The organism is Pseudomonas koreensis, from assembly GCF_025447595.1.
Taxonomy (GTDB): domain Bacteria; phylum Pseudomonadota; class Gammaproteobacteria; order Pseudomonadales; family Pseudomonadaceae; genus Aquipseudomonas; species Aquipseudomonas koreensis_H.
In genome coordinates, this window is record NZ_JAOEJU010000017.1 from 43674 (window position 1) to 56533 (window position 12860).

General features: G+C 58.2%; 14 protein-coding genes and 1 tRNA gene. 7 read left to right on the forward strand and 8 right to left on the reverse strand.

Annotation, left to right across the window (positions count from 1 at the left end; all coding sequences use genetic code 11):
- Nucleotides 1–55: 55 nt before the first annotated feature.
- On the reverse strand, nt 56–832 hold the full coding sequence (cysE, locus tag N8H71_RS19705; RefSeq protein WP_007956691.1) for a serine O-acetyltransferase: 777 nt from the start codon (nt 830–832) through the stop codon (nt 56–58).
- Between the two features lie 2 nt (nt 833–834).
- The gene (trmJ, locus tag N8H71_RS19710; RefSeq protein ID WP_007956692.1) at nt 835–1605 is read right to left on the reverse strand and encodes a tRNA (cytosine(32)/uridine(32)-2'-O)-methyltransferase TrmJ; all 771 of its coding nucleotides are present in this window, start codon (nt 1603–1605) and stop codon (nt 835–837) included.
- Nucleotides 1606–1750: 145 nt separating this feature from the next.
- Between trmJ and suhB the strand changes: the two genes are divergently transcribed.
- Complete coding sequence (gene suhB, locus N8H71_RS19715) at nt 1751–2569, forward strand: type III secretion system regulator SuhB (protein WP_007941397.1); 819 nt, start codon at nt 1751–1753, stop codon at nt 2567–2569.
- Nucleotides 2570–2665: 96 nt separating this feature from the next.
- Here suhB and N8H71_RS19720 read toward each other — a convergent pair whose 3' ends face one another.
- The 6 genes from N8H71_RS19720 to queA all read right to left on the reverse strand — a co-directional run bounded on the left by N8H71_RS19720 (nt 2666) and on the right by queA (nt 8750).
- A complete protein-coding gene (locus tag N8H71_RS19720) occupies nt 2666–3214 on the reverse strand; it encodes a glycine zipper 2TM domain-containing protein (protein WP_007956693.1) in 549 nt (182 codons plus the stop codon).
- Between the two features lie 120 nt (nt 3215–3334).
- The gene (gene secF / locus N8H71_RS19725) at nt 3335–4249 is read right to left on the reverse strand and encodes a protein translocase subunit SecF (RefSeq protein ID WP_007956694.1); all 915 of its coding nucleotides are present in this window, start codon (nt 4247–4249) and stop codon (nt 3335–3337) included.
- A 9-nt stretch (nt 4250–4258) separates the two neighbouring features.
- The gene (gene secD, locus N8H71_RS19730; protein ID WP_262195288.1) at nt 4259–6127 is read right to left on the reverse strand and encodes a protein translocase subunit SecD; all 1869 of its coding nucleotides are present in this window, start codon (nt 6125–6127) and stop codon (nt 4259–4261) included.
- 64 nt (nt 6128–6191) lie between these two features.
- Nucleotides 6192–6527 carry a preprotein translocase subunit YajC gene (gene yajC, locus N8H71_RS19735; protein WP_007956696.1) on the reverse strand — a complete coding sequence of 112 codons (336 nt, stop codon included), beginning with the start codon at nt 6525–6527 and terminating at the stop codon, nt 6192–6194.
- A gap of 43 nt (nt 6528–6570) precedes the next feature.
- A complete protein-coding gene (gene tgt, locus N8H71_RS19740) occupies nt 6571–7686 on the reverse strand; it encodes a tRNA guanosine(34) transglycosylase Tgt (RefSeq protein ID WP_162803510.1) in 1116 nt (371 codons plus the stop codon).
- 14 nt (nt 7687–7700) lie between these two features.
- Complete coding sequence (gene queA / locus N8H71_RS19745; RefSeq protein WP_007956699.1) at nt 7701–8750, reverse strand: tRNA preQ1(34) S-adenosylmethionine ribosyltransferase-isomerase QueA; 1050 nt, start codon at nt 8748–8750, stop codon at nt 7701–7703.
- Nucleotides 8751–8858: 108 nt separating this feature from the next.
- On the opposite strand from queA, the gene N8H71_RS19750 reads away from it, so the two are divergent.
- The 6 genes from N8H71_RS19750 (at nt 8859) to N8H71_RS19775 (ending at nt 12768) form a co-directional block, all read left to right on the forward strand.
- Nucleotides 8859–8943, forward strand: a tRNA-Leu gene (locus N8H71_RS19750).
- Between the two features lie 164 nt (nt 8944–9107).
- Nucleotides 9108–10349, forward strand: a complete 1242-nt coding sequence (locus tag N8H71_RS19755) for a tyrosine-type recombinase/integrase (RefSeq protein ID WP_262195290.1) — start codon at nt 9108–9110, stop codon at nt 10347–10349.
- Nucleotides 10350–10592: 243 nt separating this feature from the next.
- Nucleotides 10593–11516, forward strand: coding sequence for a hypothetical protein (locus tag N8H71_RS19760; RefSeq protein ID WP_262195291.1), 924 nt, complete (start codon nt 10593–10595; stop codon nt 11514–11516).
- A 78-nt stretch (nt 11517–11594) separates the two neighbouring features.
- On the forward strand, nt 11595–11861 hold the full coding sequence (locus N8H71_RS19765) for a helix-turn-helix transcriptional regulator (RefSeq protein WP_431768317.1): 267 nt from the start codon (nt 11595–11597) through the stop codon (nt 11859–11861).
- Nucleotides 11858–12466, forward strand: coding sequence for a hypothetical protein (locus tag N8H71_RS19770; RefSeq protein WP_262195293.1), 609 nt, complete (start codon nt 11858–11860; stop codon nt 12464–12466). Before N8H71_RS19765 ends, N8H71_RS19770 begins: the two co-directional genes overlap by 4 nt.
- On the forward strand, nt 12463–12768 hold the full coding sequence (locus N8H71_RS19775; protein WP_262195294.1) for a hypothetical protein: 306 nt from the start codon (nt 12463–12465) through the stop codon (nt 12766–12768). Before N8H71_RS19770 ends, N8H71_RS19775 begins: the two co-directional genes overlap by 4 nt.
- Nucleotides 12769–12860: the final 92 nt, after the last annotated feature.

Here is a 12860-nt window from a genome sequence, read left to right on the forward strand (position 1 = left end):
ATAGCAGGGTCTGCGGCCTAATGGCACACCGGTCGGCAGCAGCCCTGCAAGTGCATCAGTGGAGCTTGGATTCGTCCTTGCCCTTGACGCAGGCGAAGTCTTCTTCACGCAGCTCGGGCAGATCTTTCGCACAGTAATTGCTACCCAGATCCTTCAGCGCCCCGCACATTCCCTCCAGACGCCCATCCACCGCTTGCAGGTGATCGAGCAACTGGCCGATGGCACGCGCCACCGGGTCGGGCATGTCTTCGCTGACGCCGTAGGCATCAAAGCCGATCTTCTCGGCCATCGCCTTACGCTTGGCGTCAGCCTCATCGTCGGACTTGACGATGATCCGGCCCGGAATCCCCACCACGGTGGCGCCCGGAGGCACTTCCTTGGTGACCACGGCGTTGGAACCGACCTTGGCGCCAGCACCTACAGTGAACGGACCGAGCACCTTCGCGCCCGCCCCCACCACCACGCCATCGCCGAGCGTCGGGTGGCGCTTGCCCTTGTTCCAGCTGGTACCACCCAGGGTCACACCCTGATAGATCGTCACGTCATCGCCGATTTCAGCGGTTTCGCCGATCACGATGCCCATGCCGTGGTCGATGAAGAAGCGTCGACCGACTTTGGCACCCGGATGGATCTCGATTCCGGTAAGCCAGCGACCGAAGTTCGACACCAGCCGCGCCAGCCATTTCAGATCGTTGCGCCAGAGCATGCCGGCCAGTCGATGAATCCAGATTGCATGCATGCCGGGGTAGCAGGTCAGGACTTCAAAAGCGTTACGCGCCGCCGGGTCTCGGTGGAATACGCTCTGGATATCTTCACGCAAACGCTCGAACATCATTAATCCTTCCGCTTAAGGAGCTCGCCACGGGCCGCTTTCTGGGTTTCCGTGAGGATGCCACGCAAAATATTCATTTCCGCCCGGCTGACCGAGCTGCGTCCGTACAACCGGCGCAGGCGCGCCATCAAGTGCCGCGGCTTTTCCGGATCGAGGAATTCGATGGCCACCAGAGTCTGCTCCAGGTGCTCATAGAACCGCTCCAGCTCATCCATGGTCGCAAGCTCTGCGCTTTTCACGGAGGCCACTTCTTCCTTCTCGATCTTGGTCGGCTGACCTTGTGCAGCCAGCCACGCCATGCGCACTTCATAACTCAACACCTGCACCGCCGCCCCGAGGTTCAGCGAGCTGAACTCAGGATCGGAGGGGATGTGCACGTGATAGTGACATCGCTGCAGTTCGTCGTTGGTCAGGCCGGAATCTTCACGACCGAACACCAGCGCGATTTCCGCGCCCTGCCCGGCCTCCTCGACCACTTTGGTCCCGCACTCGCGCGGATCCAGCAATGGCCAGGGAATGCGCCGGTCACGGGCACTGGTACCGAGCACCAGATTGCAACCGACCAAGGCGTCTTCCAAGGTGGCGACGACTTGTGCGTTTTCAAGGATGTCACCGGCACCGGAAGCGCGGGCATCGGCTTCGTGATGCGGAAAGACTCGCGGATCAACCAGCACCAGACGCGACAGGCCCATGTTTTTCATGGCGCGCGCGGTCCCGCCGATGTTTCCCGGATGGCTGGTATTGACCAGGACGACACGAATATTTTGCAGCACGGCGGGCGCTCTCGGACTCGGCAAAGGGGTGCAAATCTTACAGAACAGCCTACCGTTAAGCTATGAAAGCGAACAGCGACCTTCACCTGAAGAAAAGTTCTGATAGAATGCGCGGCTTTCTTTAACAACCTTAGGTGACACATCCATGCAGCCCATGCTGAATATCGCGCTGCGCGCCGCCCGCAGCGCCAGTGAACTGATCTTCCGCTCCATCGAGCGCCTGGATACCATCAAGGTCGACGAAAAAGACGCCAAGGATTACGTATCCGAGGTCGATCGCGCCGCCGAACAGAAAATCATCGACGCCCTGCGCAAGGCTTATCCGAATCACTCGATCATGGGTGAAGAGACCGGCCTGCACGCCGGCACCGGCATCGAAGGCGAAGAATACCTGTGGATCATCGATCCGCTGGACGGCACCACCAACTTCCTGCGCGGCATTCCTCACTTCGCTGTCAGCATTGCCTGCAAATACCGTGGTCGCCTGGAACACGCCGTTGTTCTGGATCCGGTTCGCCAGGAAGAATTCACTGCCAGCCGTGGTCGCGGCGCTCAACTGAACGGTCGTCGCCTGCGTGTCAGCGGTCGTACCAGCCTGGACGGCGCTCTGCTCGGCACCGGTTTTCCGTTCCGTGACGACCAGATGGACAACCTCGACAACTACCTGGGCATGTTCCGCGCCCTGGTTGGCCAGACTGCCGGCATCCGTCGCGCCGGTTCGGCGAGCCTGGACCTGGCTTACGTGGCCGCCGGCCGTTTCGACGCGTTCTGGGAGTCGGGCCTGTCCGAGTGGGACATGGCTGCTGGCGCCCTGCTGATTCAGGAAGCAGGCGGCCTGGTGAGCGATTTCACCGGTGGTCACGACTTCCTTGAGAAAGGCCACGTCGTTGCCGGCAACACCAAATGCTTCAAGGCAGTTCTGACGGCGATCCAGCCGCACCTGCCAGCCTCGCTGAAGCGCTAAGCGTTTCGCAAAACCCAAAAAACACCCTTCGGGGTGTTTTTTTATGGGCATGAAAAAGCACCCCGAAGGGTGCTTTTCCTATAAGCCATCAACCAATCACTGGCCCGGCTCGTTCTGCGACAGGATCAGCTTGCCTTCCTTGTCGACCGGAATCTGGTTGCCCGGATCACGATCCATCCGCACCTTGCCTTCCTTGCCGTCCAGCGAATACCGGACGTCATAGCCCACGACCTTGTCGCTGATGTCATTCACGGTGTTACAGCGAGTCTGAGTCGTGGTGTAGGTATCACGCTCCTGCATACCCTCCTGAACCTTGTTGCCGGCGTAACCACCACCGACCGCACCAGCCACCGTGGCAATCTTCTTGCCAGTGCCGCCACCAATCTGGTTACCCAGCAGACCACCTGCCAGCGCACCGACCACGGTGCCGGCGATCTGGTGTTGATCTTTCACCGGCGCCTGCCGGGTCACCGTCACATCCTTGCAAACTTCACGTGGAGTCTTGATCTGTGTTTTGACCGGCTCTACGGCCAGTACTTGCGCATACTCAGGGCCGCTTTTAACCAGGCTGTAGGTGGCAACAGCACCCCCGGCAGTCACACCGACAGCACCCAATACCGCACCAACCAGCAACGACTTGTTCACATGAACCTCCTGACCATCACATGCGGGACGCGCCCGCGCTTCTCCCAGCCTTGGAGCAAAAAAAAAGACGCGAGTTCAACTCGCGCCTTTTTTGACTGACAGCCGGGAAAACGATGGCCGTTATGGACGGTCGTCGACTTCCTTCTCGGTATTGACCGGCGGAATCAGGTCTTCGGTCGACAGGTTCAGCCAGATCAGCACCACATTGGCGATGTAGATCGACGAGTAGGTACCCGCCAGAACACCCACCAGCAGCGCCAGGGAGAAGCCGTACAGGTTGTCACCGCCGAAGAACAGCAGTGCCGCGATCGCCAGCAAGGTCGAAACCGAGGTCGCGATGGTCCGCAGCAGGGTCTGCGTGGTCGAGATGTTGATGTTCTCGATCAGCGTGGCTTTGCGCAGTACGCGGAAGTTCTCACGCACCCGGTCGAACACGACGATGGTGTCGTTGAGCGAGTAACCGATGATCGCCAGTACCGCCGCCAGCACCGTCAGGTCGAAGGTGATCTGGAAGAACGAAAGGATACCCACGGTCACGATCACGTCGTGGATCAGCGACACGATGGCGCCGACCGCAAACTTCCACTGAAAGCGGAAAGCCAGGTAGATCAGGATGCCGCCGAGTGCCAGCAGCATGCCCATGCCACCCTGGTCACGCAGTTCTTCACCGACCTGCGGGCCGACGAACTCGACGCGCTTGACGGTCGCCGGGTTGTCGCCGCCGACCTTCTGCAGCGCTTCCGCCACCTGATGGCCCAGCTGCGGGTCTTCACCCGGCATGCGCACCAGCAGATCGGTGGTTGCGCCGAAGTTCTGCACGACGGCTTCGTGATAACCGGAAGAAACCAGTTGCTCGCGTACCTTGGTGACATCGGCCGGACGCTCGTAGGTCAGCTCGATGAGCGTACCGCCGGTGAAGTCCAGACCCCAGTTCATGCCCTTGTGGAACACACTGAAGATTGCCAGCAAGGTCAGGAATACAGTGACGCCGAACGCAAAGTTGCGGACGCCCATGAAGTTGATTGTACGTAACATGGCAGCCCCTTAAATCCACAACTTCTTGAAGTCACGACCGCCGAAGATCAGGTTGACCATCGCGCGGGTGACCATGATGGCCGTGAACATCGAAGTCAGAACCCCGAGGGACATGGTTACTGCGAAGCCCTTCACCGGGCCGGTGCCCATGGCGAAGAGGATGCCGCCGACCAGCAAGGTGGTCAGGTTGGCGTCGAGAATCGCAGTGAATGCCCGACCGAAGCCTTCGTTGATTGCACGCTGCACGGTCATGCCGGCGGCGATCTCTTCACGAATCCGCGAGAAGATCAGTACGTTGGCGTCGACCGCCATACCCATGGTCAACACGATACCGGCGATACCCGGCAGGGTCAGCGTGGCACCCAGCAGCGACATCAGCGCCAGCAGCAGCACCATGTTCACCGCCAGAGCAACGGTGGCGATCAGACCGAAGAAACGGTAGATGGCGATGATGAACAGCGAGACGAACAGCATGCCCCACAGCGATGCATCGATACCCTTGGTGATGTTGTCCGCCCCCAGGCTCGGACCGATGGTGCGCTCTTCAGCAAAGTACATCGGAGCAGCCAGACCACCAGCACGCAGCAGCAGCGCCAGTTCGGACGACTCGCCCTGGCCGTTCAGGCCAGTGATACGGAACTGAGCACCCAGCGGCGACTGAATGGTCGCCAGGCTGATGATCTTCTTCTCTTCCTTGAAGGTCTGCACCGCGACGTCTTTCTCGACGCCGTCGACCACTTGCTTGGTGTAAGTGGTGACCGGACGTTGCTCGATGAAGATCACCGCCATGCTGCGACCGACGTTGCTGCGGGTCGCGCGGCTCATCAGCTCGCCACCGTGGCCATCCAGACGGATGTTCACCTCAGGCGTACCGTGCTCGCCGAAACCGGCCTTGGCGTCAGTCACCTGGTCACCAGTGATGATCAGGCCACGCTCGATCTGGGCAGGAGGACGCTTGCCTTCACGGAATTCGAAAGTCTCGGAAGTAGCTTTCGAAGCGCCCGGCTCTGCAGCCAGACGGAACTCCAGGTTGGCCGTCTTGCCGAGGATACGCTTGGCTTCTGCAGTGTCCTGCACGCCCGGCAGCTCAACCACGATACGGTTGGCGCCCTGACGCTGAACGATCGGTTCGGCAACACCCAGCTCGTTGACGCGGTTACGTACCGTGGTCAAGTTCTGCTTGATGGAGTATTCACGGATTTCCGCCAGCTTGGCCGGGGTCATCGCCAGACGCAGCACCGGTTGACCGTTGAGGTCGGCCGGAACAATGTCGAAATCGTTAAAATTCTTGCGGATCAGAGCACGGGCCTGTTCGCGGGAATCAGCATCGCTGAAGCCCAGCTGAATGGCGCCATTGAGTTGCGGCAGGCTGCGATAACGCAGTTTCTCTTTGCGCAACAGGCTCTTGACGTCGCCTTCGTAGACTTTCAGGCGGGCGTCGAGGGCTTTGTCCATGTCCACTTCCAGCAGGAAGTGCACACCACCGGACAAGTCCAGACCCAGCTTCATCGGGTGCGCGGCCACGCTGCGCAGCCATTGCGGGGTGGTTTGTGCCAGGTTCAGCGCGACGACGTAGTCATCACCCAATGCCTTGCGGACAACGTCCTTGGCCGGCAGCTGGTCTTCAGCCTTGGTCAGACGGATCAGACCGCCCTTGCCGTTCGCAGCCAGGCTCGAAGCCTTGACGCTGATCCCGGATTCCTTGAGCGCGGTGCTCACGCGATCCAGATCGGCCTGATTGACCTGCAGGGCCGTGCTGGCACCGCTGATCTGAATGGCCGGGTCATCGGGGTATAGATTCGGAGCGGAATAAATCAGACCGATCGCCAGCACCGCCAGGATCAGAATGTATTTCCACAGAGGATATTTGTTCAGCATCACGCCGCCCGTTATGAACGCGGGGCGCCTTGCGCGCCCCGTCGATTGAGTAGAAGTTGGAACCTTAGATCGCTTTCAGCGTGCCTTTTGGCAGCGTGGCGGCGATGGCGCCCTTCTGGAACTTCATTTCCACGGTGTCGGAAACTTCCAGAACCACGAAGTCATCGGCCACTTTGGTGATCTTGCCGGCGATGCCGCCGGTGGTGACCACTTCGTCGCCCTTCTGCAGGCTGCTCAGCAGGTTCTTCTGCTCTTTGGCGCGCTTGGCCTGTGGACGCCAGATCATCAGGTAGAAGATGACCAGGAAGCCGACCAGGAAAATCCACTCGAAGCCGCCGCCCATAGGCGCTGCAGCCGGTGCAGCCGCGTCAGCCATGGCATTAGAGATAAAAAAGCTCATTTAGCACTCCAGTTGCAAATGTTGAATCTTGGGGTCAGAAAACTCAGTCCAAAGGCGGAACGGGAAGCCCGCGTTTGGCGTAGAAGGCATCGACAAAGGCGGCCAATGTACCCTGTTGAATAGCCTCGCGCAAACCAGCCATCAGCACCTGATAATGGCGCAAATTGTGGATGGTATTGAGCATGCTGCCGAGCATTTCGCCGCACTTGTCCAGATGATGCAGATAAGCGCGGGAGAAGTTCTGGCAGGTATAGCAATCGCAGGTCGGATCCAGAGGCGAATCATCATGGCGATGGAACGCGTTACGGATCTTCAGCACGCCTGTATCAATGAACAGATGCCCGTTGCGGGCATTACGGGTTGGCATCACGCAATCGAACATGTCCACACCGCGGCGCACACCCTCAACCAGATCTTCCGGTTTGCCAACGCCCATAAGGTAACGAGGTTTGTCAGCCGGCATCATGCCCGGCAGGTAATCCAGCACCTTGATCATTTCGTGCTTGGGCTCGCCCACGGACAGACCGCCGATGGCCAGGCCGTCGAAGCCGATCTTGTCCAGGCCTTCCAGCGAGCGCATGCGCAGGTCCTGGTGCATGCCACCCTGTACGATGCCGAACAGCGCCGCCGTGTTGTCGCCATGAGCATTCTTCGAACGCTGGGCCCAGCGCAGCGACAGCTCCATGGACACACGGGCAACATCTTCGTCAGCCGGGTACGGGGTGCATTCGTCGAAGATCATCACGATGTCGGAGCCCAGGTCGCGCTGGACCTGCATCGACTCTTCCGGGCCCATGAACACTTTCGAGCCGTCGACCGGGGAGGCGAAGGTCACGCCCTCCTCCTTGATCTTGCGCATGGCGCCGAGGCTGAACACCTGAAAACCGCCGGAGTCGGTCAGAATCGGGCCTTTCCACTGCATGAAATCGTGCAGGTCGCCGTGCGCCTTGATCACCTCGGTGCCCGGGCGCAGCCACAGGTGGAAGGTGTTGCCCAGAATGATTTCCGCACCAATTGCCTCGATATCACGCGGCAACATACCCTTGACCGTGCCATAGGTACCCACCGGCATGAAGGCCGGGGTCTCGACGGTGCCACGGGGGAAAGTCAGACGACCACGACGAGCCTTGCCATCGGTGGCAAGCAACTCGAAAGACATACGACAGGTGCGACTCATACGGATTCCTCTGGGCCGCGGGGGGCGGGATTACGGGTGATGAACATCGCATCACCGTAGCTGAAAAAGCGGTATCCGTTATCGACCGCGGCTTTGTAGGCAGCCATGGTTTCCGGATAACCGGCGAATGCCGAAACCAGCATCAACAGCGTGGATTCGGGCAAATGGAAATTGGTGACCAGCGCATCGACCACATGGAACGGCCGGCCCGGGAAGATAAAGATGTCGGTGTCGCCGCTGAACGGCTTGAGCACGCCATCGCGGGCGGCGCTTTCCAGCGAACGCACGCTGGTGGTGCCGACAGCGATGACTCGACCGCCGCGCTCACGGCAAGCGGCGACTGCATCGACCACGTCCTGGCCGACTTCTAGCCACTCGCTGTGCATGTGGTGATCTTCGATCTTCTCGACACGCACTGGCTGGAACGTGCCAGCGCCGACGTGCAACGTAACGAACGCGGTCTCGACGCCCTTGGCGGCGATCGCTTCCATCAGCGTCTGATCGAAATGCAGCCCGGCAGTCGGTGCCGCCACCGCGCCGAGCTTCTCGGCATACACGGTCTGATAGCGCTCGCGATCCGAACCTTCGTCCGGGCGGTCTATATAAGGAGGCAGCGGCATGTGGCCGACGCGATCGAGCAGCGGCAGTACTTCTTCGGCAAACCCCAGCTCGAACAGCGCATCGTGACGCGCCAGCATTTCGGCTTCGCCGCCGCCGTCGATCAGGATCTTCGAACCCGGTTTCGGCGACTTGCTGGAACGCACATGGGCCAGCACGCGGTGGGTATCGAGCACGCGCTCGATGAGGATTTCCAGCTTGCCGCCGGACTCCTTCTGCCCGAACAGGCGCGCCGGAATCACCCGGGTATTGTTGAACACCATCAGATCGCCGGGGCGCAAATGCTCCAGCAGATCAGTGAATTGACGGTGTGCCAGGGCGCCGCTGACCCCATCCAGGGTCAACAGGCGACTACCGCGACGCTCGGCCAAAGGATGGCGGGCAATCAGCGAATCAGGAAGCTCGAAGGTAAAGTCAGCAACGCGCATGATGGGGTTCGTCTAGCAGGGCCGGAAAGTCTAGCGGAAATATCGAAAATTGACCATGAAACGTGATTGACCAACGGTAGGCACCTCTCTATACTTCGCCGCCATTGAGCCCTGATGGCGGAATTGGTAGACGCGGCGGATTCAAAATCCGTTTTCGAAAGGAGTGGGAGTTCGAGTCTCCCTCGGGGCACCACATAGCAGTATCTGAGAGTCTCCACCAGCCTCTCAGACCCAGAGAAACCGGCCACTTGGCCGGTTTTTTTGTGCCTGTCTGTTTACTCTTGTCTCCCCTTATCCGTTGTATCCCTGTATCCCTGCTTGTATCCTGAGAAAAATACCGAACTTTGGGATACAAGGATGAAGCGCGCAGACATCAAGCGCCGCCCTCTCGCTGATACGACACTTGCGGGTTTGGAGTCGGAATTGAAGGAATACCGAGAGCTGGACGGAAACGGCCTCTATTTCAGGGTAAAACCTGATGGTGGTAAATCCTGGCAGCTCCGCTACAAACGTCCGGCGGGCAATTGGGCTTGGATGGGGCTGGGGGGTTACCCCGAAGTAAGCGGTGCGTTGGCACGGGACAAAGCTGCTGAACTGCGCAAGGTCGTGAGCAGCGGGGCTGATCCTCTCGAACAAAAACGCTCTGCCAAAGCGGCAATCGATGCTGCCAAGACTCGTACCTTCCGAGCGGCTGCTGAAGCTTGGCTCAAGGCCAAGGAAGAAAAGGGACTCGCTCCTTCCACCCTTAACAAAATCCGCACTTATCTCGACAAAGACATACTCCCGGCGCTGGGAGATAAGCCATTGGACGAAATCACTCGTACTGACTGTGCAGAGCTCCAAGCATCACTCGAAGCTCGGGACGCACACAACGTGGCGGAAAAATGCCGCACGTGGATCAATCAGATATTCGGACGAGCCATCGGCTTAGGTCTCACGGAGAACGATCCGGGCAGTCGCCTCCGAGATATTGCAGCTCAAGCTCCAAAGACTCAGCAGCATCCTCATTTGCTGGAGCCAGAGTTGGCAGAGTTCCTCCAAGCACTCAAAAACACCCCCAGCAGGCTGACGGCCCGAACTGCTGCATGGCTCTGCATCTGGACCGCATCCAGACCGGGCATGGTTCGGTTAGCTGAATGGAAAGAGTTTGACCTGGATAAAGCGATATGGACGACGCCTGCCGCCAAGATGAAGATGCGCCGAGACTTTGTTTGTCCACTCCCTAAGCAAGCGCTTTCCGCTCTCAAAGAACTTCATTGCCTCACAGGTCGTAATCGCTGGCTGTTCCCTGGGGTAGGCGCTAAGAACCCAACGATTAGCGAAAACACCATCAACAAGGTCTTCGCGACAGTTGGTTACAAGGGGCGATTGGTTGGTCATGGTACTCGTCACACCGCCAGCACTCTGCTCAGGGAACACGGCTGGCCGAAAGAGCATGTCGAAGCGCAGCTTGCTCACAAAGAAGAGGGAATATCCGGGGTATACAACAAGGCTCAATACCTTGAGCACCGAGTGAAGATGATGCAGTGGTATGCAGATCACCTTGATGCGCTGGCAAGCGAAAAGGTGATCAACGGACAATTTGGAAAAGCGATATGAATGCACTTATCCATACCACCTTCAAAATCCGTGTTACAGGTGTATCTCGTGTAACGATGCCGGCCAAACGCCCGGATTCATTGAGCTTTTCCGTCGTTACACGCATCAGCAACTTTACGTACACCGCACGTAACGCATGTAAAACGTGTAACGAGAGAAGCAACCTCTGGCTCCTGCTGGCTATCAATCCAAAGGTGCGCCGCGCTGGCTTGGCTCTCTGTGTTCGGGGCCTGGGGCTAACTCATGGATGACGATTTTAAGGGTGAGGATCTGGGATTGCTCATCGCGGGCATGGACGTAAATTGCCTGCTGCGCGACTTGGACGAGATCGAGCTAGGAGTTAGCGAACTGGCGCTCTATGGCCACTTTTACGACTACTTCAAGGAAAGCTTCGGCCTCATCCAGGATGCCCAGACATTTTGGCTTGAGGATGGGGAATACGCTCAATGCGCAGATTCAATTATTCAGACAATGTTCCGTAAACGCGATGATATTGAGCAGCATTACAGTTTTAACGAAGTCTCTTCTCTACCTGATATCGCACGCCAATTTGTCGGCTTCGATCATCAAGCCTCCGACTCAAAGCTGGTAGCAACCTACGCGCTAATTAAGGCAGTACAAGCAGTTGAGACCCTTGCGAATTGGTTGTTTGATCTCGAACTAAGCGTCTATGACATAGAGGCTGATTTGGTCGAGTCGATACGGCAAGCAGATCCGAAACAGTACTTAAAACTCATCGAAAGAGCCCGGGACCGAGACAGTGCTTACGAAATACGAAGCAGGGAAGATTTCGCGATACTCAAAGGAGAAGCAGATAAAGCGCTGATGCTGGCCTCTCTCTACAACCAGATTGAAAGAGTCGATGTTTCAAAACCGGGCTTCAATGCGCACGGTTTTCTACGCGTGGCCCTAGGCAACGTTAGCGGCGCACAAGCATCGCTACGTGGGAAGAAAGCCGGCATGGGAAACAGTAATCCTGAGTCAGACAAACAACAGGCCGCAGCAAAACGACGTGAGCGCATCTGCAAAGCTGCTGATCGACATATTGCAGCTGATCCAAAAATATCTGAAACAGACCTCGTCAAAGCGCTCGTTGAAAAAGACAAAGTCGCGTCGATACCTACTGTGAAAAAGTATCTTCGCGAACAACGATACATTCCGAGGTAACCCAGAAAAAAAGCAAACCGTGTTTGCTTTTTTTTTGCTCCCTAGTCTGTGCCTGTCTCTCACTATGCAGGCATGACTATGAGTACCTATCCCGCTACCGATACTACCTCCCACCCTCACCGCGACCCAGCCACAACCTTGATTAGAATTTCTGAGGTCATGGCTATTGTGGGCCTCGCTCGCCCCACTATTTACAAGCTAATGCACTGCACTGAAACCGGTTTTCCGCGACCGGTGAAACTGAGCTTGAGCAACGCACGCGGCGCTCCTGTCGCCTGGGTTCTTTCCGAGGTTCAAGCCTGGGCACGCAGCCGCATCGAGGCGCGTGATCAGGTGGCCGCATGAAGCGCAACTACAGCCCATTCAAGGGGCCATTTCACGACACCTACGCCATCGGGTTTCGCCTCTATGTTCCCGGAGCGATCAACTGGCGGCACCGCACCATCGCGGGCGTGAGCTGGAACGGCAACGAGCAGGAAGCGTTCTTTTTTAGCCCTGACGGACTTGCCCTGCCGCTAAAAGCCAACCCGTGGGAACTGCCAGAGCTGATTCGCCGTAACGCGGTGCGCAGAGAGTTCGCCAGTGTTCATGGCACCGGACACTTCGCCATGAAAATAGGCCGCCTCGCTTCGCTGAAATCTCTCGGCATGACCGACTGGGTCACATATTGGCTGGTGGATCAGTCGGGCGGATACGCGAACGATCCAGCAGTTTGGCAACGCATCACCGAACAAGATCTTGCGGTTGAAAAAACGGCGAGCGAGCGCGCTCATCACGACAGGCGCTTGACCTCGGATCTGGCCGGCTATGTGGATGAATGCGTGGCGCAACGCCGTGAGCAAATGGCTGTGCAGCACCGTCGTCGCTGTGCTGAGGACGGCAAGATCCTGGCTTGGCTAAAAGGCGAAACACCACCACCTCTGTTCGCCAACGTGCAGGAGACAGCATGAGCCACAAGACAGCGAACAACGCCTTGATGCACCCCTTTTCCGTCTTGCGTCGGGTCGGCTTTTCGCCTTTCGTCATGCAGCGCCTTGAACGCTACCGCAGCCAACAGGGCAAGCAAGGTCGAGTGGTCAGCGTGCTCAGTTGGGCCGACGGCACCTGGTGCGCCCTCTCCCTCCACTGCGAAAAGACTGGGGCCGTTGTCGTGGATGAAGGCCAGCAGGTCGACGCCTACGAAGACGCCCGCTCCATGCTCAGCGGCGGATTTCTCCCACTTCTTTCCCTGCGCTGGGAAGCCCACGCCTGAAATGAAAACGCCTCCGGGAGCGATCCGGAGGCGTTGAGGTCAATCTACATGCCCGAACAATTTATGCCGCACCTGAAAAATCCGCAAGCCTT